General features: G+C 38.7%; 24 protein-coding genes and 1 tRNA gene. 18 read left to right on the forward strand and 7 right to left on the reverse strand.

The window, feature by feature from the left end; all coding sequences use genetic code 11:
- The first annotated feature begins 25 nt into the window (after positions 1–25).
- The 7 genes from M1F97_RS02665 (at position 26) to M1F97_RS02695 (ending at position 8,201) form a co-directional block, all read left to right on the forward strand.
- Positions 26–97: transfer RNA gene (locus tag M1F97_RS02665), tRNA-Arg, on the forward strand.
- Positions 98–269: 172 nt separating this feature from the next.
- On the forward strand, positions 270–968 hold the full coding sequence (gene rnc, locus M1F97_RS02670; RefSeq protein ID WP_247944101.1) for a ribonuclease III: 699 nt from the start codon (positions 270–272) through the stop codon (positions 966–968).
- On the forward strand, positions 959–4,498 hold the full coding sequence (smc, locus tag M1F97_RS02675; protein WP_247944102.1) for a chromosome segregation protein SMC: 3,540 nt from the start codon (positions 959–961) through the stop codon (positions 4,496–4,498). Before rnc ends, smc begins: the two co-directional genes overlap by 10 nt.
- 143 nt (positions 4,499–4,641) lie before the next feature.
- Positions 4,642–5,592, forward strand: a complete 951-nt coding sequence (locus tag M1F97_RS02680) for a bifunctional riboflavin kinase/FAD synthetase (RefSeq protein WP_093585535.1) — start codon at positions 4,642–4,644, stop codon at positions 5,590–5,592.
- 136 nt (positions 5,593–5,728) lie between these two features.
- Complete coding sequence (locus M1F97_RS02685) at positions 5,729–6,502, forward strand: nucleotidyltransferase domain-containing protein (RefSeq protein ID WP_169446168.1); 774 nt, start codon at positions 5,729–5,731, stop codon at positions 6,500–6,502.
- 8 nt (positions 6,503–6,510) lie between these two features.
- On the forward strand, positions 6,511–7,563 hold the full coding sequence (locus M1F97_RS02690) for a hypothetical protein (protein WP_247944103.1): 1,053 nt from the start codon (positions 6,511–6,513) through the stop codon (positions 7,561–7,563).
- Positions 7,564–7,580: 17 nt separating this feature from the next.
- Complete coding sequence (locus M1F97_RS02695; RefSeq protein ID WP_247944104.1) at positions 7,581–8,201, forward strand: tetratricopeptide repeat protein; 621 nt, start codon at positions 7,581–7,583, stop codon at positions 8,199–8,201.
- A 676-nt stretch (positions 8,202–8,877) separates the two neighbouring features.
- On the opposite strand, the gene M1F97_RS02700 is transcribed toward M1F97_RS02695, so the two are convergent.
- The 3 genes from M1F97_RS02700 to M1F97_RS09140 are packed head-to-tail and all read right to left on the reverse strand — an operon-like array spanning position 8,878 to position 10,727.
- On the reverse strand, positions 8,878–9,693 hold the full coding sequence (locus tag M1F97_RS02700; protein WP_247944105.1) for a TIGR03943 family putative permease subunit: 816 nt from the start codon (positions 9,691–9,693) through the stop codon (positions 8,878–8,880).
- Positions 9,690–10,595 (reverse strand): permease, encoded by a 906-nt coding sequence (locus M1F97_RS02705; protein ID WP_247944106.1) that lies wholly within the window; start codon positions 10,593–10,595, stop codon positions 9,690–9,692. The genes M1F97_RS02700 and M1F97_RS02705 overlap by 4 nt, the downstream gene beginning before the upstream one ends.
- Positions 10,596–10,727: an SPJ_0845 family protein gene (locus M1F97_RS09140; RefSeq protein ID WP_125415907.1), complete on the reverse strand. Its 132-nt coding sequence runs from the start codon at positions 10,725–10,727 to the stop codon at positions 10,596–10,598.
- A 130-nt stretch (positions 10,728–10,857) separates the two neighbouring features.
- On the opposite strand from M1F97_RS09140, the gene M1F97_RS02710 reads away from it, so the two are divergent.
- Genes M1F97_RS02710 through M1F97_RS02720 form a run of 3 tightly spaced genes read left to right on the forward strand, consistent with a single transcriptional unit; the run spans position 10,858 to position 13,749 of the window.
- Complete coding sequence (locus M1F97_RS02710; protein WP_247944107.1) at positions 10,858–12,987, forward strand: Tex family protein; 2,130 nt, start codon at positions 10,858–10,860, stop codon at positions 12,985–12,987.
- On the forward strand, positions 12,974–13,417 hold the full coding sequence (locus tag M1F97_RS02715; protein WP_247944108.1) for a SprT family protein: 444 nt from the start codon (positions 12,974–12,976) through the stop codon (positions 13,415–13,417). The genes M1F97_RS02710 and M1F97_RS02715 overlap by 14 nt, the downstream gene beginning before the upstream one ends.
- Before the next feature lie 59 nt (positions 13,418–13,476).
- The gene (locus M1F97_RS02720) at positions 13,477–13,749 is read left to right on the forward strand and encodes a PspC domain-containing protein (protein ID WP_001092790.1); all 273 of its coding nucleotides are present in this window, start codon (positions 13,477–13,479) and stop codon (positions 13,747–13,749) included.
- 104 nt (positions 13,750–13,853) lie between these two features.
- Here the strand turns inward: M1F97_RS02720 and M1F97_RS02725 are convergent, their stop codons facing one another.
- On the reverse strand, positions 13,854–14,504 hold the full coding sequence (locus M1F97_RS02725) for an ABC transporter ATP-binding protein (protein WP_000571616.1): 651 nt from the start codon (positions 14,502–14,504) through the stop codon (positions 13,854–13,856).
- 1 nt (position 14,505) lies between these two features.
- Complete coding sequence (locus M1F97_RS02730) at positions 14,506–16,500, reverse strand: DUF1430 domain-containing protein (protein WP_247944109.1); 1,995 nt, start codon at positions 16,498–16,500, stop codon at positions 14,506–14,508.
- A 445-nt stretch (positions 16,501–16,945) separates the two neighbouring features.
- Between M1F97_RS02730 and M1F97_RS02735 the strand changes: the two genes are divergently transcribed.
- Both M1F97_RS02735 and M1F97_RS02740 read left to right on the forward strand, forming a co-directional pair.
- Complete coding sequence (locus tag M1F97_RS02735) at positions 16,946–17,704, forward strand: ABC transporter ATP-binding protein (protein WP_000173369.1); 759 nt, start codon at positions 16,946–16,948, stop codon at positions 17,702–17,704.
- A gap of 1 nt (position 17,705) precedes the next feature.
- Positions 17,706–19,694, forward strand: coding sequence for an FtsX-like permease family protein (locus M1F97_RS02740; protein WP_247944110.1), 1,989 nt, complete (start codon positions 17,706–17,708; stop codon positions 19,692–19,694).
- 47 nt (positions 19,695–19,741) lie between these two features.
- Here M1F97_RS02740 and M1F97_RS09170 read toward each other — a convergent pair whose 3' ends face one another.
- Positions 19,742–19,801, reverse strand: a complete 60-nt coding sequence (locus M1F97_RS09170; protein WP_432654193.1) for an IS3 family transposase — start codon at positions 19,799–19,801, stop codon at positions 19,742–19,744.
- Positions 19,802–20,015: 214 nt separating this feature from the next.
- On the opposite strand from M1F97_RS09170, the gene M1F97_RS02745 reads away from it, so the two are divergent.
- The 6 genes from M1F97_RS02745 to M1F97_RS02770 all read left to right on the forward strand — a co-directional run bounded on the left by M1F97_RS02745 (position 20,016) and on the right by M1F97_RS02770 (position 23,935).
- Positions 20,016–20,324, forward strand: coding sequence for a TIGR04197 family type VII secretion effector (locus M1F97_RS02745; RefSeq protein WP_247944111.1), 309 nt, complete (start codon positions 20,016–20,018; stop codon positions 20,322–20,324).
- Positions 20,317–20,658, forward strand: a complete 342-nt coding sequence (locus M1F97_RS02750) for a hypothetical protein (protein WP_169446158.1) — start codon at positions 20,317–20,319, stop codon at positions 20,656–20,658. Before M1F97_RS02745 ends, M1F97_RS02750 begins: the two co-directional genes overlap by 8 nt.
- Positions 20,648–22,114 (forward strand): LXG domain-containing protein, encoded by a 1,467-nt coding sequence (locus M1F97_RS02755; RefSeq protein WP_247944112.1) that lies wholly within the window; start codon positions 20,648–20,650, stop codon positions 22,112–22,114. Before M1F97_RS02750 ends, M1F97_RS02755 begins: the two co-directional genes overlap by 11 nt.
- Positions 22,115–22,123: 9 nt before the next feature.
- A complete protein-coding gene (locus M1F97_RS02760; RefSeq protein WP_247944113.1) occupies positions 22,124–22,786 on the forward strand; it encodes a DUF443 family protein in 663 nt (220 codons plus the stop codon).
- 72 nt (positions 22,787–22,858) lie between these two features.
- On the forward strand, positions 22,859–23,527 hold the full coding sequence (locus tag M1F97_RS02765; protein WP_247944114.1) for a DUF443 family protein: 669 nt from the start codon (positions 22,859–22,861) through the stop codon (positions 23,525–23,527).
- A gap of 117 nt (positions 23,528–23,644) precedes the next feature.
- On the forward strand, positions 23,645–23,935 hold the full coding sequence (locus tag M1F97_RS02770) for a DUF4176 domain-containing protein (protein ID WP_169446154.1): 291 nt from the start codon (positions 23,645–23,647) through the stop codon (positions 23,933–23,935).
- Positions 23,936–24,221: 286 nt separating this feature from the next.
- On the opposite strand, the gene M1F97_RS02775 is transcribed toward M1F97_RS02770, so the two are convergent.
- A complete protein-coding gene (locus M1F97_RS02775) occupies positions 24,222–24,917 on the reverse strand; it encodes a VIT1/CCC1 transporter family protein (RefSeq protein WP_247944115.1) in 696 nt (231 codons plus the stop codon).
- Between the last annotated feature and the right edge of the window lie 135 nt (positions 24,918–25,052).

The raw sequence follows: 25,052 nt of genomic DNA on the forward strand, positions 1-25,052 counted from the left end.
GTTTTTGTTATAATAAGACAAGTTTCCACCCTTAGTGTAATGGATATCACGTAAGATTCCGGTTCTTGAGATGGGGGTTCGATTCCCTCAGGGTGGATGTAAACATCCTAAAAAAGCCTTTAAATAAGGCTTTTTTCTTTATATTGCCTCCAAAATTGGAAATTTTCTTCTAAAAAATGCCCAAATTCCCTCCAGTCCCGTTTTAAAGTGACTCAGAAGGCTTTTTTTGTTATAATAGAAAGGATCGTAATTATTAGAAAGAGGTCAGTATGAAAGAATTACAAACTGTACTGAAAAAGCGTTTTGCAATCGAATTTGCGGATAAAAAGCTACTGGAAACGGCCTTTACTCATACGAGTTATGCCAATGAGCACCGCCTCTTAAAAATTTCACACAATGAGCGCTTGGAATTTTTAGGAGACGCTGTTCTGCAATTATTGATTTCAGAATATCTGTATAAAAAATATCCTAAGAAACCAGAGGGAGATTTGTCCAAACTCCGTGCTATGATTGTCCGTGAGGAGAGTTTGGCTGGTTTTGCGCGTGATTGCCAGTTTGATCAGTTTATCAAGCTAGGTAAAGGAGAAGAAAAGTCTGGTGGGCGCAATCGTGACACCATTCTTGGCGATGCTTTTGAAGCCTTTCTGGGAGCATTGCTTTTAGACAAGGATGTTGCTAAGGTAAAAGAGTTTATCTATCAGGTCATGATTCCCAAGGTTGAAGCAGGTGATTTTGAAATGATTAAGGATTACAAGACACACTTGCAAGAGTTGCTCCAGGTCAATGGGGATGTGGATATTCGCTACCAGGTTATCTCTGAGACAGGGCCTGCTCATGATAAGGTTTTTGATGTAGAAGTTCTGGTTGAGGGCAAGAGCATCGGAAAAGGCCAAGGCCGTTCTAAAAAATTAGCAGAGCAAGAAGCCGCGAGAAATGCAGTGGAGAAAGGGCTGGATTCATGTATTTAAAGGAAATTGAGATCCAGGGATTCAAGTCCTTTGCTGACAAGACCAAGGTCGTTTTTGATCAAGGTGTGACAGCTGTCGTTGGGCCCAATGGTTCTGGGAAGTCAAATATCACAGAAAGTCTGCGATGGGCATTGGGAGAGTCCAGTGTTAAGAGCCTTCGTGGTGGAAAGATGCCAGACGTTATCTTTGCTGGAACTGAAAGCCGCAAACCACTCAATTATGCCTCTGTTATCGTGACCTTGGACAATGAAGATGGCTTTATCAAGGATGCGGGGCAAGTCATTAAGGTAGAACGCCATATCTACCGTAGTGGTGATAGCGAGTATCGAATTGATGGCAAAAAAGTCCGTCTGCGCGATGTACATGACCTTTTCTTGGATACTGGTTTGGGACGTGATTCCTTCTCTATTATTTCCCAAGGGAAGGTTGAGGAGATTTTTAACTCCAAGCCTGAAGAGCGTCGAGCTATTTTTGAAGAAGCAGCTGGAGTTTTAAAATACAAGACTCGTAGAAAAGAAACAGAAAGCAAACTGCAACAAACTCAGGACAATCTAGACCGCTTAGAGGACATTATCTATGAGTTGGACAATCAAATCAAGCCCCTTGCAAAACAAGCCGAGAATGCTCGTAAGTTTCTCGACTTGGATGGTCAACGCAAGGCGATTTATTTGGATGTACTGGTTGCCCAAATCAAGGAAAATAAGGCTGAACTAGAGCTAACAGAAGAAGAGCTAACGCAAGTTCAGGAACTTTTGACTGGCTATTACCAAAAGCGTGAAGAGTTAGAAGAAGAAAATCAAACTCTTAAAAAGAAACGCCAAGATCTCCAAGCTCAAATGTCCAAAGACCAAGGGAGCTTGATGGATTTGACTAGTTTGATCAGTGACTTAGAGCGAAAATTAGCCCTATCAAAACTGGAGTCCGAGCAGGTAGCCCTCAATCAACAAGAAGCACAAACTCGTTTGACTGCTTTAGAAGATAAGAGAAAGACTCTAAGTAAAGAGAAATCTGAAAAAGAAGCGAACTTGGCACAGTTAGAGGAAAATCTAGCTGAAAATAACAAGGAACTCAATCGTTTAGAGGCAGAATTGTTGGCTTTCTCAGACGATCCTGACCAGATGATTGAGCTCTTGCGTGAACGCTTTGTCGCTCTTTTACAAGAAGAAGCGGATGTTTCAAACCAACTGACTCGCATCGAGAATGAACTAGAGAACAGCCGTCAGCTATCTCAAAAACAAGCAGATCAAGTTGAGAAACTGAAAGAACAACTGGCTACAGCTAAAGAGAAGGCCAGTCAACAGCAGGCTGAGCTTGAAACTGCCAAGGAGCAGGTTCAGAAATTATTGTCAGATTACCAAACTAGTGCCAAGGAGCAAGAGGAGCAGAAAGTTTCTTACCAAGCTCAGCAGAGCCAACTCTTTGATCGTCTGGATAGTCTCAAAAACAAGCAGGCTAGAGCCCAAAGCTTAGAAAACATTCTAAGAAATCATAGTAATTTTTACGCGGGTGTTAAGAGTGTTCTCCAAGAGAAAGATCGCCTGGGTGGGATCATTGGTGCAGTCAGTGAACATTTGACCTTTGATGTGCATTATCAAACTGCCTTGGAGATTGCACTTGGAGCTAGCAGTCAGCATATCATCGTAGAAGATGAAAACGCGGCAACCAAGGCTATTGATTTCCTAAAACGTAACAGATCCGGTCGTGCAACCTTCCTTCCGTTGACGACTATCAAGGCTCGTACGATCTCTAGTCAGAATCAAGATGCTATCGCAGCAAGTCCAGGATTTCTGGGAATGGCAGATGAGTTGGTGTCGTTTGACAAGAGACTAGAAGCCATTTTCAAGAACTTGCTAGCTACGACTGCTATCTTTGATACCGTAGAACATGCGCGTGCCGCTGCTCGTCAAGTTCGCTATCAGGTTCGCATGGTGGCACTGGATGGGACAGAGTTGCGTACAGGTGGTTCCTATGCGGGTGGTGTCAATCGTCAAAATAACAGTATTTTCATCAAGCCAGAACTAGAGCAATTACAAAAAGAAGTTGCTGAAGAAGAGGCCAGTCTGCGTTCTGAAGAAGAAAGTTTGAAGACCTTGCAAGATGAGATGGCAGTATTAACAGAAAGATTAGAAGCCATCAAATCTCAGGGTGAGCAAGCTCGTATTCAGGAACAAGGTTTGTACCTCGCCTATCAACAAACCAATCAGCAAGTGGAAGAGTTAGAAACTCTTTTGAAACTTCAAGAAGAAGAATTAAATCGTCTTTCTGAAGGAGATTGGCAAGCGGACAAGGAAAAATGCCAAGAGCGCCTTGCTACCATTGCCGGTGAAAAGCAAAATCTGGAAACTGAGATTGAAGAAATTAAGTCTAACAAAAACGCTATTCAAGAACGTTATCAAAACTTGCAGGAACAGGTTTCTCAAGCGCGCTTGCTTAAGTCCGAACTGCAAGGACAGAAGCGGTACGAAGTGACTGATATTGAACGCCTAGGCAAGGAACTGGATAATCTGGATATTGAGCAAGAGGAAATCCAGCGTCTCCTCCAAGAAAAGGTTGATAATCTTGAGAAGGTTGATACGGATTTGCTAAGTCAGCAGACGGAAGAGGCCAAAACTCAGAAAACAAACATTCAACAAGGTTTGATTCGTAAGCAGTTTGAGTTGGATGATATCGAAGGTCAGCTGGATGATATTGCCAGCCATTTGGACCAGGCTCGCCAGCAGAATGAGGAGTTGATTCGCAAGCAAACACGCGCTGAAGCCAAGAAAGAAAAGGTCAGCGAACGCTTGCGCTATCTACAAGCTCAATTAACAGACCAGTACCAGATTAGCTACACAGAGGCACTAGAAAAGGCCCATGAACTGGAAGATCTAACTCTGGCAGAGCAAGAGGTTAAAGATCTTGAGAAGGCTATTCGCTCACTCGGTCCAGTCAATTTGGATGCTATTGACCAGTACGAAGAAGTTCACAACCGTCTGGATTTCCTCAATAGCCAACGAGATGATATTCTGTCTGCGAAAAACCTGCTCCTTGAGACCATCACAGAGATGAATGATGAGGTTAAGGAACGCTTTAAATCAACCTTTGAGGCGATTCGTGAGTCCTTTAAAGTGACCTTTAGACAGATGTTTGGTGGAGGTCAGGCAGACTTGATATTAACTGAGGGCGATCTTTTAACAGCTGGTGTGGAGATTTCTGTCCAACCACCAGGTAAGAAAATCCAGTCTCTCAACCTCATGAGTGGTGGTGAAAAAGCCCTATCGGCTCTTGCCTTGCTGTTCTCTATCATTCGAGTCAAGACTATTCCTTTCGTTATCTTGGACGAGGTAGAGGCGGCGCTGGACGAAGCTAATGTCAAACGTTTTGGGGATTACCTCAATCGTTTTGATAAGGATAGTCAGTTTATCGTCGTGACCCACCGTAAGGGGACGATGGCGGCAGCGGATTCTATCTATGGAGTTACCATGCAAGAATCAGGTGTGTCAAAGATTGTTTCGGTTAAGTTAAAAGATTTAGAAGAAACAGTAGACTAGTTACCAAACGATAGCATCTCTTAGGAGGTGCTATTTTTTTAAACGAATACCTTGAATTGTCTATCAAGATCAGTTCAGGCGCAAAAAACGACATTTGGGATTTCCTCTTAGCGAAAAGGCTTTCTCTATGATATAATAGTTTCATGATTACAACAGTACCTATTAAGAACGAAAAAGATATTGCAGTACCGGGTAAAACGGTCCTTGTACTAGGTTATTTTGATGGCATCCATAAGGGGCATCAGAAACTTTTTGAAGTGGCCAGTAAGTCTTCGATGAAGGATTATCTGCCAGTTGTCGTGATGACCTTTACAGAGTCGCCAAAACTTGCCTTACAACCTTACAAACCTGAGCTCATGCTCCACATCGTCAATCACGAGGAACGGGAGCACAAGATGAAGTGGCACGGAGTAGAGGCGCTCTTCTTACTTGACTTTAGTAGCAAATTTGCTAGTTTAACGGGTCAAGAATTCTTTGATACCTATGTTAGAGCTTTAAAACCAGCGATTATCGTAGCAGGATTTGATTATACGTTTGGTTCAGATAAGAAAACTGCGGATGATTTGAAGGATTATTTTGATGGAGAGATTATCATTGTTCCTCCGGTCGAGGATGAAAAGGGGAAGATTAGTTCCACACGGATTCGCCAAGCTATCCTTGATGGAGATGTCAAGGAAGTCAATCATCTACTCGGCACACCGCTTCCAACCCGTGGGATGGTCGTTCACGGGAATGCTCGTGGGCGTACTATCGGCTATCCAACAGCCAATCTAGTCTTGAGAGATCGAACTTATATGCCAGCAGACGGTGTTTACGTAGTTGATGTAGAAGTACAACGTCAGAGATATCGTGGCATGGCAAGTGTTGGGAAAAATGTTACTTTCGATGGAGAAGAGCCGCGTTTTGAAGTCAATATTTTTGACTTTTCAGATGATATTTATGGTGAGACCGTCATTGTCTACTGGCTGGACCGTGTCCGCGATATGGTCAAATTTGACTCCGTTGAAGAATTGGTAGACCAACTCCAGAAAGATGAAGAGATTGCTCGAAACTGGAAGGATGAAGATTCTGTCATTCAAGGGTCTCAGGTATAGAAAACGTGTGAAAAAGCTACTAGAAGGATTAGTTCTTTTGGTAGTAGTTTTGAAAGTGTGATATAATGCACTTTCAGCTCCCCTAGTTTCCTATGTTAGCAACTATTTATGTTCAAATTATAGACGAGGCTTTATTATGCAAACGCAAGAAGAAATGAATGTTCTGGTACCTGAAAAATTGGCAGAAATTGAGCGTGATTATGATGTTACAGTTTTGTGGGCTATCGAGTCTGGTAGTCGTGCATGGGGCTTTGAGTCTCCTGATAGTGATTTTGATGTACGGTTTATCTACAAACACAAGCAAGATTTTTATCTCCGTTTGAATGAACAGCGTGACGTTATCGAGCTACCGATTGACGATACTTGGGATGTGAGTGGCTGGGATTTAGACAAAACTTTAAAACTCCTTTATAAGTCAAATCCAACACTATTTGAATGGTTACAGTCACCAATTGTCTATCAACAAACGGATTTTATTGAACGCATACGTCCATTTGCCAACCAGTATTTTTCAGAGAAAAAAATGCTCCACCATTACTTGAACACTGCTAGAACTCAAATGAATAAGTATCTTTCTGGAGATAAGGTTAAACCTAAAAAGTATTTCTATGCGCTACGTCCTATTTTGGCTTGTCGTTGGATTGAAAAATACCATTCTGTTCCGCCAATTTTATTTGATGATTTGGTGAAAGAATTGCTTCCGTCTCAAATGAAGGAGCATGTTTCAAGATTGCTTGACATTAAGATAAACGGTCCTGAAGGTATGGAAATTGATCCGATTAAGCCAATTCAAGATTATATTTTAGATAATATCCAAGAGCTTGATGTATACGTTCAAAGCGTTACTGAGATGAAGAAAGACTGGAAAGCTCTAAATCAATTTTTCCTTGAAGAATTAAGTCACGACTGAGGTTGTTTATGGGTAAATGGACATGTAGATGCGGGCAAGCAATGGACAACCATAGATCACCCGATCCAAATGCTTTTTCAGTTTATTCGGATACGTTGTTTGAAGAAATCATGAATAAAGCTGACAACCATAATAAAATTTCTTATGATGATATTTCAGAAGCTTCTTTTTATATGTGGAAGTGCCCTGAGTGTGGAAGTTTCATGGTTTTTGGCGAAGACGATGATGAAGATCGCTTTACTTTTTATGAGCGCCAAGAAGTTGAAAAGGTCGAGCCTCTCTTTGATCCAGATCAAGAGCTAAATCTTGTTGTGGTTGAGTTTCAGGAGGGAGGGAATGGCTATACTTATATCAGCGATGACCCAAATATCCATATTGGGCACGCTGTTATTGTCCCAGTAGGAAAGGAAAATACTGAAAAAACGGCTTTAGTTGTACAGAAGTATCATGCCCTACCAAAGGATATCACTTTTCCTGTTGAAAAGTTAAAACGAGTCATCCGTAGGTATTCACATTTCGACCCACTCATTTCAAAAATCGTTTGTAGAAATTTAATTAAGCTTGGAAGAATTCTTGATGCTTGCTCTAAAAATGCTAAACCTGTCACTCAGCAAACATATTATGGTATCAAAACTCCCTTAGGTTATTTCTGGTTAGAATTAAATGGAGTTCCAATTCCAATGAAAATCACACAGATTCAAGTCAAAGATAAAAAGTACCAAGTAGAAGGTGCCTTTTATATTAAGCCTTCAGAGATTAACTGTAGAAGATTCTATGAGCTGGAATTATGTGCAGATTTTGATATTGATGCCTCGAGATGGGTAGATGTTCTCTCGGATGAAAATGTTTGGGGCAATAGCTGGGAACTAAATGGTCTCCAATTTGGCATTACTGCAGGGGAGTCTCCAGAATTTGAAGATGAAGTAGTTGCGAGAAAGTATAGTCGTGTCCCACTTTATTATGACTGGCACCCTGAATTTGAAGATTATTATGGATTCAGTTTAGCTTGGAAAAAATACGAACCTGATAGCGATTTATCAATAGATTTCTATACAACGTAAGATGCAGGAGAATAAAAATGGATCAAGCATGGGAATTATTGTTTGAGGGTAAGATTGAAGAAGCTAAAAAATTAGTTGAATCTGACTTTTCATTGGAAATTTGCACAGATTTTAGTTTATTAAATTTGATGGGCTATATCTATCTTGAAGAGCAAAATTATAGCGAGTGCTTAAGTATTTACCAGCGTTATATTGACTTAGCCCGAACTAAAAGTGACCAAGAAAATGAACATATTGGTTATCATCAGTTAGCGATGATTTACAGGGAAATGGGTCATTTTCAAAAAGCTCTACTCTATATCGATCAGGAAATACAAATTATAAAAAAATATTTTCCCAATGATGCTTTGAAATTTTCTGTTAACAACTATGAACAAGGCTACCTTCGTTTAAAGTTGGGAAATCTAGAAGAGGCAGAAAGCTATATGCAAGAATCCCTAGATTTTGCTTTGACAACTGAGGACTTCATTGCCCAAGCATGTTCCTATAGAGGGATGGGAGAGATTTATCTGAAGCAAAATTCAAATAAATCACGAGATTATTTTTATCAATCTATTCAACTCTTTGAAAAAGCTGAGAATAAAATTGGAGCAGATGAGGTAAGAGCTTTATTACAAAATGAGAAGTGGTCCAACTGAGCTGAAGAAAAACAGTAAAAAGCGAAGATTCATGGCGCAGAAAAGAGGCTAGTTCCTAATTTCAACAACTGGAAGTTATAAACTAGCTTCAAAAGTTTGACAGAAAAAATCCAGTTAAGGGACTTAGTGCATTTATATTATGTCTTCATTTTACAGAAACCGAAAGTAAATAACTATTTTTAATATAAAATTTTGTCTTTTATCATATTTTTTTGAAAAAAGCTAGTAATTTGACTGAAAAAATTTGCAATTCTCCACAAGAAAATATATAATATAGTTGAGATGGAAAAACGTTTTTAAAAGGAGGTGCACATTATGTTCTTAGGATTCTACTTCCGTTTTTGGTTCAGCATTTGGTGGCGTTAATAGAGGTTAGTGGTTGTTAAATTAAACTCAAATAGCTTTATGCCAGTAAGAAACTGAAATATTCAGTTTAATATGAGTTTTATTTTTTCTAGTAAATCAACGTTTTCTATCACAACTCTATTGCAGTTAAGCTATGATATGTGATGATTGTCAACCCTATCTTGTTAACATTTTTATGGTCTCGAGAAATCTTATTTCTTGGGACTTTTTCTATTGTTTGAAAGATTGTGTGTTGATTTTGTTGAACTAGGAGAACAAAAAAGACAAGCTACTTTAAAAAGTAATTTGTCTGTTGTTGGATCACTTTTTATTAAAACACGCGATAAACGTAAGGATTTTCTGGTTTGTCTACTTTTGTGAAACTCTCAACTTCCAGTGTTGGGAGTTTTTGTTTAAGTTCTTTATGGTAGTGGAGGGTCAGGGTTCCTCTAGCGGTAATCCAGGTATTGTCAGGATACTGGCGTGAGTTTCCCTTGGTCAAGAGCCCATATACACCAGAGTCAGCGATACAGTGAATAATCCCAAAGCGAAAGAGGAACTGGCTATCTGGATGACTAGGATCGTTATAGACAAAGCCTGTAAACTCGATTTTCTTCCCTTCAAACTCTTGTGGATAGTCATAGAGAACTTCCATGACTTCCATATAGTTTTCGTCTGTGACTTGAATGGTTGGCTGGGAGAGGTATTTATCAGCTGTAGTCCGCATTTCCTTTTCATAAGCATACTTGGAAAAATAGGTACTGGTATCGGGTTTAAGGTATTGACTGGATGTACCTTCGCTTGCCTGAATAGCTGTGTCGATTCCCTCAGCGAGTGGGAAATGATAGCCTTTGGCAGATACGGTTCTCGAGTCCAAGCTTACTGTTGGAAAGGCAAATCCAATCAATAGGGGTAGTGACAGTAAAAGGATGCTGATTCGTCTAGCACGACGACTTTCTATATGGCTGTGAGAGTTGATTTTCTTAATCCAGATGTAGAATTGGACCAGAGCCAACAGAAGAGAAAGGACCATAGAGATATAGACTAGATAGGAATAGTGGAGGTTGATGTAGTGGCTGAGTTTGCCAGATAGCTGCAGATATAGGGTCAGAGCAAAATAGCCCAGCAGAATGATAAATCGAATCATAGCATCACTCCTATCATGTAAGAATAAAGCAAGACAAGCACTGTCACGATGCCTATGAATTGCCAGATGAAGCGAGCTTTGAGATAGTGTTTCATCATGAGGAGATTTTTGATATCAAGCATGGGGCCGATGACCAGAAAGGCAAGGACAGGAGCGAGTCCAAAGCTCGAGAGGAGAGAAGCTCCGATAAAGGCGTCTGCCTCGCTACAAAGAGAGAGAAGAAAGGCTAGAAACATGAGCAAGAGAATCGCAAGTACTGGACTAGCACTGATTGAGGTCAGGATCCGAGTCGGTACATAGACCTGCACGATAGCCGCAAAGAGACAGCCAAAGACCAAGTAACGCCCCATATCGAAAAACTCATCAATAGCTTGTATAAAGACCTGAAAGACCTTTCTAGCAAGAGTCAAGTGTGAAAAGTCATGTTCATGACAAGTAATAGAATTCTCTTTTTGAATGGGTTCCTTCCAGAAAAATCCTAGGAAAATCCCCAGCACCAAAGCAATCACAATGGCTCCCAGAGCTCGCAAGAAGGCAAATTTTATTGAATTGCCAAAGGCAGAATAAGTGGCGAAAAGAACGATAGGATTGATGATGGGAGCAGTCATCAGAAAAGGAACTGCCGTGTAGCTGGGGACTTTCTTTTCCAAAAAACGATTGATAATCGGGACGATTCCACACTCGCAAGAAGGAAAGAGAAAGCCAATGAAGGTACCAAAAAAGATTCTTCCCCAACGATTGTGAGGAAGAAACTCATACACTTTATCAGGTGTGATATAGACCTCAATCACCCCCGAAATGAGACTCCCAATCAGGACAAAAGGAAGGGCTTCAATCATGATGGAGAGAAAAATAGCCCCTGCTTGTAAGATGCTAGGAGGAAGGGATTGGAAAATCGTCATCTATTTTTTCTTCTCAACTTTTTCTTTTTTGTCTTTATTATCTGGGAAAGTGACTTGTGTTAAGTCAGGAAGTTTAGCAAATTCTTCAAACATCTTGTCCAAGTCATCCGTTTTTGTAAATTTAACAGCCATTGGCTTACCTCTTTTCTAAATTCTACCTCTATTATACTATTATTTTGTGGAAATGGGATTATTTTGATAATCAAAGAGGTAAAAATAGGTAAGGGGAAACAAGGGCTGTTCCTTATGGTATAATAGTTTTATGGATAAAAAATATGAAAAAATCTCCCAAGATTTGGGTGTAACCTTAAAGCAAATCGATACCGTTCTAGGTTTAACAGCAGAAGGGGCGACGATTCCCTTCATCGCGCGTTATCGTAAGGACATGACTGGTAGTTTGGATGAGGTGGCGATTAAGGCCATTATCGACTTGGATAAAAGTCTGACAAATCTCAATGACCGCAAGGAAGCTGTCTTGACTAAGATACAAGAACAAGGCAAACTAACCAAGGAATTGGAAGAAGCTATCCTGGCAGCTGAGAAATTAGCAGACGTTGAAGAACTCTATCTTCCTTATAAGGAAAAGCGTCGGACCAAGGCAACCATTGCCCGTGAAGCAGGACTCTTTCCTCTCGCCCGCTTGATTTTGCAGAATGTAGATGGCTTAGAGAAAGAAGCTGAGAAGTTTGTCTGTGAAGGATTTGCGACTGGTCCAGAAGCCCTATCTGGTGCGGTTGATATCTTGGTAGAAGCCCTATCCGAAGATGTGACCTTGCGTTCACTGACCTATCAGGAAGTGTTGAGACACTCTAAAATCACTTCGCAAGTCAAGGATGAAAGTCTCGATGAAAAACAAGTTTTTCAGATTTATTATGATTTTTCAGAGACAGTTGGCAACATGCAGGGCTATCGAACTTTAGCCCTCAACCGTGGGGAGAAGCTAGGTGTCTTAAAAGTCGGTTTTGAACATGCGACAGATCGTATCCTATCTTTCTTTACTGCTCGTTTCAAGGTGAAAAATGCCTATATTGATGAAGTTATCCAGCAATCTGTTAAGAAAAAGGTCTTGCCTGCTATCGAGCGCCGTATTCGGACAGAATTGACTGAGAAAGCGGAAGAAGGGGCTATCCAACTCTTTTCAGACAATCTGCGCAATCTCCTCTTGGTTGCTCCGCTAAAAGGGCGCGTGGTTCTAGGATTTGACCCTGCCTTTCGTACAGGTGCCAAGCTGGCTGTCGTTGATGCGACGGGGAAAATGCTGACGACACAGGTCATCTATCCTGTTAAACCAGCCTCTGCTCGTCAGATTGAAGAAGCCAAGAAAGATTTGGCAGATTTGATTGGTCAGTATGGCGTAGAAATTATTGCTATCGGAAATGGAACGGCTAGCCGTGAAAGCGAAGCCTTTGTGGCAGAAGTTCTGAAAGATTTTCCTGAAGTCAGCTATATTATCGTCAATGAAAGTGGTGCCTCTGTCTACTCTGCCAGCGACCTTGCTCGTCAGGAGTTTCCAGACTTGACCGTTGAAAAACGATCGGCTATCTCTATCGCCCGTCGTTTGCAAGATCCCCTTGCCGAATTGGTCAAAATCGATCCCAAGTCAATCGGTGTAGGGCAATACCAGCACGATGTCAGTCAGAAGAAACTGTCTGAAAGTCTGGACTTTGTCGTCGATACCGTGGTTAACCAAGTTGGTGTCAATGTCAATACAGCCAGCCCAGCTCTTCTTTCACACGTAGCTGGACTCAATAAAACCATCTCTGAAAATATCGTCAAATACCGTGAAGAAGAAGGAAAAATCACTTCACGCGCTCAAATCAAGAAGGTTCCTCGTCTAGGTGCTAAAGCCTTTGAGCAGGCAGCTGGTTTCCTCCGTATCCCTGAAAGTAGCAATATCCTAGATAATACTGGAGTTCACCCAGAAAACTATGCTGCGGTTAAGGAGCTCTTCAAACGTTTAGATATTAAAGACCTAAACGAAGAAGCCCAAAATAAGCTTAAGTCCCTTTCTATCAAGGAAATGGCGCAAGAACTAGAACTTGGACCAGAAACTCTTAAAGATATTATTGCAGACCTTCTCAAACCAGGTCGTGATTTCCGTGATTCTTTTGATGCTCCAGTTCTCCGTCAAGATGTACTGGATATCAAGGATCTTGTTGTCGGACAGAAGCTGGAAGGTGTGGTGCGTAATGTCGTTGACTTCGGTGCCTTCGTTGATATCGGGATTCACGAGGACGGCTTGATTCATATTTCGCATATGAGCCACAAATTTATCAAACATCCTAGCCAACTGGTGTCAGTCGGAGATCTGGTAACGGTTTGGGTTAAGAAAATCGATACTGAACGTGAAAAAGTCAATCTGTCGCTCCTGGCTCCAGATGAATCTAACTGAGTACGTTAAGTCTGTTTCCCTCGAAGACTTTGGTAGACCTTTCACGCACCAAGCCCAGTGGAATTCTCGTCTGCGAACGACAGGTGGACGATTTTTCCCCAAGGATGGGCATTTGGATTTTAATCCCAAGGTTTATAATGAACTAGGTTTGGAAGTCTTTCGTAAAATCGTGCGCCATGAGCTTTGTCACTATCACCTTTATTTTCAGAAAAAGGGGTATCGCCATAAGGACCGAGATTTCAAGGAACTTTTGAAAGAAGTGGATGGACTACGCTTTGTACCACCTTTGAAAAGTCAAGATAGTTACTTAGTCTATCAGTGCCAATCCTGCCAGCAAACCTATCAACGCAAGAGGAAAATTGATACAAAACGCTACCGCTGTGGCGCCTGCCGTGGCAAACTCGTCATCTTAAATCGGCCTAAGGACTGATGTTTATGACCCCGTTTCATGCTATACTACTTGTAAGAATACCGAAAGAGGAAACAATCATGAATACAAAATTTTATAAAATGAGACGAAATCGTATGGTGTCAGGAGTTTTAGCTGGTCTATCAGACAAGTGGAAACTTGATGTAACCCTAGTCCGCTTTCTCTTCGCCATTTTTACTGTGGCAAATTTTGGAATCGGTGTGATTATTTACATTATCCTTGCATCTATCTTGCCAACTAAGGAAGAGATTGAAGCTGAAATGTACGGAACAGGACCACGCAAACGCAAGGAAGCCCAAGCTATTGAAGACAATGATGGCTGGTTTTGGTGAGATTTAACAGGAAGTATTTATTATTTGCACTATGTTACTTAAAAGAAGCAGCATAAATGACTGAAAATCCCTTGTGGTTATTTAGCCACAAGGGATTTTGGTATTTAAGTATATTCTTTTCCATCTTGAGAGAGATGAATTACCTGATCAGCCATTTTCCAAATACTAGGATTGTGAGTTGCGATGATAATTGTTCTATTAGCATTACGAAGTTCAAGGAGAATTTCCATAATTTCCTTGGAATTTTTTGGATCTAGCGAGGCGGTAGGCTCATCGGCTAAAATTAAAGGAGGATCTTTCAGGATAATCTTAGCAAGCGCTACGCGTTGAGCTTCACCACCAGATAATTCATAGATTTTTTGGTTGAGACTTAGATAATCTAGTCTGACAGCTTGCAGTGCTTGAAGAAGAAGTCTCTCTTTTTCTTGTTTCTTGTTCTGTTTTTTGCCAATCAGTCCCAGCTCAAGGTTTTCTCGAATGGTCTGACTTTCTAATAGTCCGAAGTTCTGGAAGAGATAACCTAGCTCGTTACGATAGAATTCCTCATTTTTTAGAGAAGTCAAAGATTTTCCTTTGTAAACGATTTCTCCTTTGTCGAAGGTCTCTAGTTTTGCAAGCATATTGAGCAAAGTGGTTTTTCCACAACCACTGTCTCCTATCAAAGCATACACCATACCACTTTGAAAATTCAGATTCAAGTCTGAAAAAATAATACGAGAACCAAATTGTTTCCAAATATGTTGTAATTCAATCATACTACCCTCCTTTGATGATGCTAGCATAGGTTTTACTTTCCTTCTTATCACAAATCTTCAATAGAAGAACGGCTAAACCTGAAAAGCTGAAAAATAGGATCAGGGTAATCCAGATATTCTTAGAAATAATGAAAGCTAGACCACTTCCGAGAAAGAGAGCTATTATTTGAGAAGTGATATATCTACTGTGTAATTCAAAGAAATAATAGCCTGCGATTTTTTTCAAGAATATGGTTTTGCGAAAGGCTTCAAAATAGAGCAGATTTAAACTTGTAAACAGCAAAATTGAAGTCAAAATAGCAAACATAGCACTCGCTAAGTTACTAAAAATTTCGATTTTAATTTTTTGATTTAACTGGAGATAGGTTTCCCTAGCAGACGATAGCTTTGAGACCATATGATCAAGTTGATAGTGTTTCAAAAGTTCTTGTGTCTGGTGGAGGTCTGTAAAATAGAGATATTCTAGATTTGTAAACCAGAAGATGGAGGAAGCCTTGCCAAGTGCTTTAGGAGAAAGCACAAGAAAGATGGGATTTGATAACCATTGATCATAAGCGATATGGGTGGTATTATAAATGAATACATCTTTTTTTTGATCAGTATAAGTTATACTAACTTCGACTCTATGCTTTGTATCACTACTGTATAATTGATTAGTTAAATCTTCTTGTATGTTTTGTTTTATTTGTTCCTCATTTTTCTTTTGTTCTTGAGGTAGTATTACAAGAACCTGTCCATCTTTTAGATTATTGATTTTTTTAAAGGTTTCTGATGTTAACTCTATACCTTCTTTTTTGAAGTAGTCAGGTGTTACATAGAGAATATTTTTCCCTTCCAAGTCATAGGGATTTTGTTCAGAATCATTATGAGTTGAAAGAGAATGTTTTATAGCTTGAATAGCGAGATTATGTTTGACTAGAAAGGCATTTCCATTTTCTAAAGAATATTGAATAAAGTCAAACCATTTATCAGCATTTGTCTGCAGTTCATCTAAATTTTTCATCTGACTGGAACGCCCTGTTTTAAGAGTAACAACATTGGAGCGTTGTTCCCAAGTAGCTTGTCCAGCCTCATTTTTCTCAAGTATATGATAGTAAGTAGACATACGTCCAAATCCTACAATAACCAGTAGAATGGCAAGTACCTGACCAAAGTAGAGAATGCGTAGAATAGACTTGATTGGTAATTTTCCTTTGATGATAGAGAGGAGATGGACTTTTTTTAAAGAAATGGTAAAAAGAAAGGCAATTAGAAGACTAAGTAAGAGAAGTAGGCTATTGTAAAGAATAAAAAGTATTCCTAGAAAAGTCTGAACTTCATAAGGATATCCCAAGGAAATGAGCAAGATACATGCTATCAGCAAAGCAGGTAGACCAAAAAGAAGGATATCAAGTCCGTCTCTTGCGAGAGAACGAAAGAAGAGATAGCTCAGCCGCTCTCCAGAAATCAATCTAATCCCTGACTGAGAAAGAGATTGAATCTGACCGATAACAATTAAAGCTAAGAAAGTCAGCAAAAAGATTAACATACTGATGAGCTGATCAGGTTGGGTAAAGATGGCCAGTACGAAGGATACTCTGTCATTTTCAAATGCATTCGCTTTTTCTAGTCCAAGTTCTTTCAGATGAGTAGCCAATTCTTGACTAGTTAGGGATCCGCTGATAATATTGTAGTTGTTGAGAAGATCGCTCTTGTGAATGCTTTCTTGACTTGCTGGAGGCATCCAGTCTGGGAGTTGCCCATCTCCAAAAGCTTCGTAGAGAGTTCTTGATTTTCCATCACTATCTACTTCCCAAATAGTTCTTGCGATGAGACTATTATGTTTCCTAGCAAGGCTGTCTAATTCTTGTTTGAGGGTAGTATAATCGACTTGACCACTGAGTACAGCCACACCTGGAAATAGGCGTTGAGGAAGAGCTTCTTTCCAAAAGGACAGAGTGGCAATGAGGAAGAAAGTTAAAAGAAGATTGCTGATGAAGAGAAAAACACGTTTCATAGGAACCTCTTTCTAAAAAAGAGGGAGCTGAACCTCCCTCCTTATAGCAGTGATACGAATGATAGTTTAGCACCTTTAAAAATAATTAGCAGAAAGCCAATTATTTTACAAGATGTTAAAGAAAGCCTTTTCATAACTTAATTTTACTATTTTTTTAAGAATAAAACAAGCAATGACAGGACTTCTTATAGTAGCCATTTTCAAAAAAATTCCTCAATCTTACAAAAATGTAAGATTAAAGTCTCTTTTGTAAGGTTAGGTTATGGCAAGACCTCTTTTTTTGCGATAAACTAGACTCATAAAGAACAAAGGAGCAAAACCATGAAAAGAATTTTACAAAAGAAAACAAGAAAACCAAGTCAAAAAGATATCGAGCGTGTTCAACTGGGATGCGCTATGATGCAAGCACAGTTTCAAATGATGGGATATTAAGAAGGAGAAAATCATGACACTTTTAGATGTAAAACATGTTCAAAAAATTTATAAAACTCGTTTCCAAGGCAACCAAGTAGAGGCCCTCAAGGATATTCACTTTACCGTGGAAAAGGGTGACTATGTTGCCATCATGGGGGAGTCTGGTTCTGGGAAATCAACCCTGCTCAACATTCTAGCTATGCTGGATAAACCAACTCGCGGTCAGGTTTACTTAAACGGAACAGACACGGCCACTATTAAAAATTCACAGGCTTCAAGTTTTCGTCGTGAGAAGTTGGGATTTGTCTTCCAAGACTTTAACTTGCTAGATACCTTGTCTGTTAAGGACAATATCTTGCTTCCGTTAGTGTTATCACGAAAACCTATCACAGAGATGATGAAGAAATTGGTAGTAACCGCTGAAAATTTAGGCATCAACCAATTGCAAGAGAAGTACCCTTACGAGATTTCAGGTGGTCAAAAACAGCGGGTAGCAGTAGCACGTGCCATCATCACTGAACCTGAAATTCTCCTTGCGGATGAGCCAACAGGAGCCCTTGACTCCAAGTCATCTGCAGCCTTACTTGATGTATTTGATGAAATCAATGAGCGAGGGCAAACCATTCTCATGGTGACCCACTCAACAGCGGCAGCCAGTAGGGCCAAGCGCGTTCTCTTTATCAAGGACGGCATTCTTTACAACCAAATCTACCGTGGAGACAAGACAGAACGTCAAATGTTCCAAGAAATCTCTGATACCTTGACAGTCATGGCAAGCGAGGTGAATTAGTATGTTCCGATTAACCAATAAGTTAGCGGTATCTAACTTGATTAAAAACCGCAAACTCTACTATCCCTTTGCTTTAGCTGTTCTCTTAGCTGTGACCATCACCTATCTCTTTTACTCACTGTCACTTAACCCTAACATTGGCAAGATCCGAGGGGGAGAAACTATCTCTATGACCCTCGCTCTCGGTATGGTGGTTGTTACTATCGCTTCTGGAATTATTGTCCTTTATGCTAATAGTTTTGTCATGAAAAACCGTTCCAAAGAACTAGGGATTTATGGCATGTTAGGATTAGAAAAACGCCATTTGATCAGCATGGTTTTTAAGGAGCTTCTTATTTTTGGTTCCTTAACCTTGACAGCTGGTCTCGGCCTAGGAGCTCTCTTTGATAAGCTAATCTTTGCCCTTCTTCTGAAGTTGATGAAGATGAAAGTGGAGCTCGTTTCGACTTTCCAACCAATTGTCTTTATCCTAGTTCTCATCGTCTTTGGAGCTATCTTCCTAGGTCTAATTTTTATCAATGCCTTTCGTATCGCACGCATGAATGCCCTTCAGCTCTCTCGTGAGAAGGCCAGTGGTGAGAAAAAAGGACGTTTCTTAGGTCTTCAAACTATACTAGGTTTGATTAGTCTAGCAACTGGTTACTACCTAGCAGTTACAGTTGAAAACCCACTTTCTGCTGTTCTGATTTTCTTCGTAGCAGTCTTGTTGGTAATTTTGGGAACTTATCTTCTCTTCAATGCAGGGATTACAGTCTTCTTACAAATCTTAAAGAAAAACAAGCGTTATTATTACCAACCCAACAACATGATTTCCGTATCCAATCTCATTTTCCGTATGAAGAAAAATGCGGTTGGTCTGGCGACGATTGCTATTCTCTCAACTATGGTCTTGGTGACTATGTCTGCTACAACGAGCGTCTTCAAGGCTTCAGAAACTTTCAAGAAAGTCATGAATCCGCATGATTTTGGGATTACAGGGCAGAATGTTGAAAAAGAAGACATCGAAAAACTCTTGAGCCAGTATGCTAGCGATAAGGGATTGACTGTCACAAAGAAAGAAGTCCTTACATACAGTAACTTTGGTGTAGCAAATCAAGAAGGTACGAAATTGACAATTTTTGAGAAAGGTCAAAATCGTGTTCAACCGAAAACTATTTTTATGGTCTTTGACCAAAAAGATTACGAGAATATGACGGGGCAAAAACTTGCACTTTCAGGTAAGGAAGTCGGATTGTTTACTAAAAACAAAGAACTTCAAGGACAGAAAGAACTGACTCTAAATGACCAGACCTATACAATAAAGGAAGAAATCAAAAAAGATTTTATTCTTGAACATGTCCCAAATCAGTACAATGTTCTAACTTCAGACTATAACTATCTGGTTGTTCCTGACTTGAAAGCCTTTCTTGACCAGTATCCTAATTCTTCCATCTTTAATCAATACTATGGTGGTATGAACGTAACGGCTAGCGAGGAAGAGCAGCTTAAAATTGCAGATGACTATTCAAAATTCGTCAACAACTTTAATAGAGAATTAAACAAAGAAGGAAGCTATGTTTACGGAAGCAATCTGGCTGATAGCAGTGCGCAGGTGAGTGCTCTCTTTGGTGGAGTTTTCTTTATCGGTATTTTCCTCTCTATCATCTTTATGGTGGGAACTGTTCTCGTTATCTACTACAAACAAATCTCTGAAGGCTATGAAGACCGTGAACGCTTTATCATTTTGCAAAAGGTCGGACTCGATCAAAAGCAAATCAAGAAAACTATCAACAAACAGGTCCTAACTGTTTTCTTCCTTCCATTGCTATTTGCCTTCCTACACCTTGCCTTTGCCTATCATATGCTTAGCCTCATCCTAAAAGTCATTGGCGTGCTGGATGCGACCATGATGTTGACCGTCACTCTGTCCATTTGTACCATCTTCCTCATCGTCTACGTTTTGATCTTTATGATTACCTTAAGAAGCTATCGCAAGATTGTACAAATGTAAAAAAGATACCTCAATTTGTACTGACCCCAAAAAGTTAGACAAATAATTTAAGTGAAGGACTTAGTTCTGTATTGTACAGGGCTAAGTCCTTTTAGTTTGATTTTAATTTATTTGTTATAGAAAAATATAGTTAATCATTGCTTTCTTATTTTTTAAAAAACTGCAAGCTCTAGTTGAAATCACAATAAATTGCCTATTTCAAAATATTGAGGTCGTATTCACTCATATGTCGTATTCACTCATATTTGGAGAATATTACAATATTTTTTAAATTTTTTATGATATAATCATGATAGTTAAATATTTTAGAGGAACCTGATAATGAGTGAAATAAAAAGTGTAACATCTTTAGCTGTTCAAAGAGCAACGGCGATTGCAAAATCTACAGAAAGTCTCGCTAATCGTATAGCGATTGAAAAAGATAATCAGACAACTATAGCGGGGAATGCAAAAGCTTCCTCTGCAATTGATTTAGCGCAAACTACTGCGAGTCAAATGGCTAATGTAATATCAGCAATGTCAACGAATATTCATAATCTATCTACAGCTTTTCATGCTATGGATCAGAAAGTAGCAAACCAATTGTCACGCATTGAAGATGCTAGCACGAGGTTTACGTTAAATGGTTAATCGTGATATCATTAATTTAGAGTTATCACTCAAACAAAGAGAAGAATCTCTAAAAGCAAAGAAACATCACCTATATATCGTACGAGATGAATATGAGAACCTTACTAAAAAAAGTAAATTCTTTTTTAGTGAGGTTGCAGAGTTGATGAGTCAATCTGACGATAGTTATTATTTTAAAGATTTAGAATCACAACATCGTCAGGCATCGCAAAAACTTCAAACCTATTTTCAAGAACAGGAAGAGTCCCTTAAACAGTCACAAAAACTATTAGAAGTTGATAAAGAACAATTGAAACAATTAGAAAGAGAGGTGAGAGAAAAAAATGGGTGTTGATATGTATTTATGGAAATCCAAGAATCAAGCTAGTAGTACATCAAGAGCACTACAGAATCAAAATCAAGCTTATCAATCTTTACATAAGGCTCTTAATGATTTTTCATCAAATAGTGGAGATTTATCTGGCTTAGCCTATGATTCTGCAAAAGTTTATTGTAGCCAATTATTGATTCCATTAACGAAAGCCTGCATTTTGTTAAATGAGGAAATAGAAAAAGCAACATTGAGTCTTCCGAATAAATTCATTAGTGAGGTGGATAGTGTAAGCTTAAAAGAAGATGAGTTGCGTCAAAAAATTGCGCAAGCACATAAAAATATTGTTTACTATCAGAAACTACGAAATATGGAATATCGTGTGGAACAACCAGATTATTTTTTTATTAATAGTTTAACAGAACATATTGAGATCCAACAGAAAGTCAAACAAAAATTGGAGGAGAAGCTTCAAAAACTTTTGACGTTTCATAGTTCATCATCAGGTCTTTTTTCAAATATAGATGGTCTTTATCAAGCAGTAAGGCAAGGGTTATCTCAAGCAAAAAACTCTTGGAATGAAGAAACAAAAACATTTGTAATTCCATCTCAAGAGGAATTGATGTGGGTTAAACAGATTCACGAGTCTTGGGGAAGACGATTTGATAAAGAAAAGTTGAAATCAGGAGAGGGATTAACAATAGAGGACATTGAAGCTTTACTTTCCTATGCTCAGTACCATCCAGAAGAGTTAGTTTCACCTGAGTTGATTCAGCAATTAAAAAGTGCATTAGAGTTAGTTCGAGAGAATTATGATAAAAATAGCACGCAGTTTGACTTACTTGCAACCGCAATTGAGCAACTTGGATTAGGAATTCAACGTTTTGGTGGTTTAGCTACTATTTTAGAAGGAATTAAAGGTCCTAGTACTTTTGCTTTAAACGGAGCCTCAACTTCATTTGTTTTAGTTAAACAAAATGGTATAGGTCAAGCTTTGGTTCAAAAAGGTACAAATATAGCGAACTGGGGCAAATGGGGTGGCCGTTCCTTAATGGGAATTGGCTTTGGTCTTGGAATGTATGATGATATTGTTAACAAAGATAAAAATATTGGTCAGGCAGTTGTGCATAATGGTTTGTCAACAGGGATTGGTTTTGGAGCTGCGAAGCTAACTACAGTAGCTTTAGGAGCATTTTTGGGAAGTAATCCTGTTGGTTGGGCTGCTGTTGGTGTAGCGACTGCATCATTTGCTATTGGAGTTGGAGTTACTTGGTTGTTTAATAAAGCCTATGAAAATAACTTTTTAGGGCTTAAAGATGGTTTAGACGCTACAGGGGCATTTTTGGATGATGTAGGGAAAAATGTTGGTCAGGCAATATCAAATAGTGTTGAAAGTGCAAAAAATTGGGCCAGTGAGGTGGTAAGTGATGTAGGAAATGCCATTTCAGGTGGGCTAAGTGCCCTTAACCCCTTTGACTAATGAGAAATGATGGAAAAAATTCGTTTTACTTATGGAAATTTTCGTTATTTAGTATTTGAATTCAATCATCAATACTATCTACTTGATAGAAGACCATGTCATTTGATAGGATATCTTTTTCCACCTATAAATTGGCTTTTCTTTCAACATGTGTATCCCATTACATCGGATGAGTACTGTAAAATAAAAGAAAAAAATGGACGTGCTACAAAACTCACTGTTTCAGCTTCTCTCGGTGCTGGGCTGAGTATCTTTTTATATAATTGGTTACGGGTTAACAAGATTGATATCACTAAGTATTTTGAAACGAATCTTTCAAGTTTTACGAAAGTGGCACTTTTTTTAATGACTTTTCTTTTAACATATGTTCTGGTTGAATTATGTTACTATTCTCGGAAAAGAAGGATGACTTCCGTACTAGGACGCGAACTTAGGCATTTACAATACTATAAAATCACGCCAATAAAAATTGACTTTAAACAATTGCTAGGATTTATAGTGGTTATTGGTGGGCTAGCATTTTTTATGTCAATGTATTATTTCTACTCAGGTAACTTACTTTTTGGCTTAATGGCCAATGCAATCATCTTTCTATATTTGTCGGCTTCTAATGTTGCATTTGGAACTGAAAGCCATCACTTATATAAAATAAATGATAAAATACTAAAATAAGATGTAGCCGATATCAAGATACTCCTCATAGCTTGGGAAAACTCATGTTTTCTTAGATTAGTAAGGATTAAAATGCAAAAAATAAAATTATATTATAAAGGGAATTTTCGATACCTATTATTTCATTATCAGGGGAAACAGTATCTATTAGATAGATCTCCTAAACATTTTCTCGGATATTTCTGTTTGCCTTTAAACTGGTATTTTTATCAGAAAGTTTATGCTATCTCAGATGAAGAACTTTTTAAAATCGAAGAAAAAAACTCTAAGGCGAGCAAATTTATCCTTCCAACATCATTAGCTGCAGGATTGGCAGTTTTTGTGAATGCCTGGGCTCGTATGAATCATATTGATTTATTTGCCAACTTTTATGTGAATTTTTCGATAGTAACTAGTTTGCTTTTAGTAGTTATTGGTTTATTATTGTCTTTTAGTTTGCTTCAGCTTTTATATTCTAAAAAGAAAAAAAGTTTAGAAAAATTACTCAATAGATCATTGGAGCAATCTATTTTTTATAAAATAAAACCAGTAAATTCATTGCGTTTTTACGTAAAAATGCTTCTATTGCGACTATGTTTTTTTGCTTTAGCTCTTATATTTGCCTTAGCTTTTATTTATATAAAAAATGTTGCCATGCTTTTGATAATGATTTTAACAATGTTCATTTTTCTAGCAACTATAAATGTTGCTTTTGCACCTGGAGATGAACGGGAATATGAGATAGTTGAAGTTATATCATAACCCATAGCAGAATTAAAATGTCATTTTAGCAAAAATCCGTAGATATATTTGTCATACAATAGAGAATTTGTTAAAAAAATAAAGTTATTAATTAAATACCGAAAGGAAGAAAAGATTATGTTACCTATTGGAAGTATTGTTTATTTAAAAGATGGAACCCGTAAAATTATGATTCTTAATCGGGGAGCTTTCATTGACAATGATGGAGAAAAAGTAATTTTTGATTATTCAGGATGCATATACCCAGTGGGGCTTGACGCTGAACAAATTTTATATTTTAATAAAGAAAATATTGATAAAGTTCTTTTTAAAGGTTACAGTGATAACGAAGAGAAACGATATCAAGAACTTTATAGTCAGTGGCTCTTAGAAAATGAGAATAATTTTCTAAGGGGCAAGGTTGGTTAATAGAGTAGCTTCCGCTTAAGCGTTTATCTCTTATAATAGTAATCGCTTTGATATTATTGAAAATACTCTCACTTTTAATGATTGATGTTATTGATTAAAATAATTGCAAATAAAGTAAATAACTTTCAACTATTCAGGCGGCTGATCTTTTCTGGTAATGTTACAAAATCTTAGAAGACGTCAAAACGTTATTAGAAAAAAACACATTATGAACTGCACCCTAAAAGTTAGATTTTTTCTGTCTAACTTTTGGGGTGCAGTTCGTTGTCGAGGTATTTCTTTTATCTTAGATACTAAAGAGTTGTCCAAATAGGTAAGTTACTCCCATGGTCAGAAGTCCTATACAGAGGTTACGGATCATAGCAGTTTTCGTAGGAGCCTTGCCTAGTTTAGCACTGGTATAGCCCGTAATGAGAAGGGAAAGGGCTACGATAAGAACAGTGGCTGGAATACGATAGTCACTTGGAAAGACGATAATGGAAAGCATAGGAGGAAGACTTCCCAGTACAAAGGCGATAAAGCTAGAGATAGCAGCATGCCAAGGATTGGTAAACTCTTCATACTCGATTCCATACTTTTCTTCGACCAAGGCTTTGAGTGGATTTTTCAAAAAGGCCTTGTTGGTCAAGAGTTGGGCGGATGTTTCACACTCACCGTTTTGAAGATAAGCAGCATAGAGGGATTGTTTTGCAGATTCGATGTCCTTATTCAAGAGCAACTGTTCTCTAGCAACAGCGGCTTCTTCCGTGTCTTTCTGAGTGGATACAGAGACATATTCGCCACCTGCCATAGAAAAAGCACCAGCGAGGATAGCCGCCAATCCTGATAAAAAGATAATCCAGATATTGCTCGTCGCACTAGCAACACCGATAACGACTCCAGCGATGGAAATAATCCCATCATTGGCACCGAGAACACCTGCACGCAGGATATTGAGTCGCCCTGCAAAGTTTGCATCAATTTCATGTTTCAATTCTGTCATAGTCATCTCCTTTCTCTCCATTATAGAGAAAAGAGTAGGGGAAAACAATCTTTTTAAACTATCTGAAAAAAGTTCTACGATTCTAATTTTTAAGTCCTTTCTAATTTTACTGGAAAATGCTACTTCAAATTCTCA

The sequence above is a fragment of the Streptococcus oralis genome, from assembly GCF_023110435.1.
GTDB classification, from domain to species: Bacteria; Bacillota; Bacilli; order Lactobacillales; family Streptococcaceae; genus Streptococcus; species Streptococcus oralis_CF.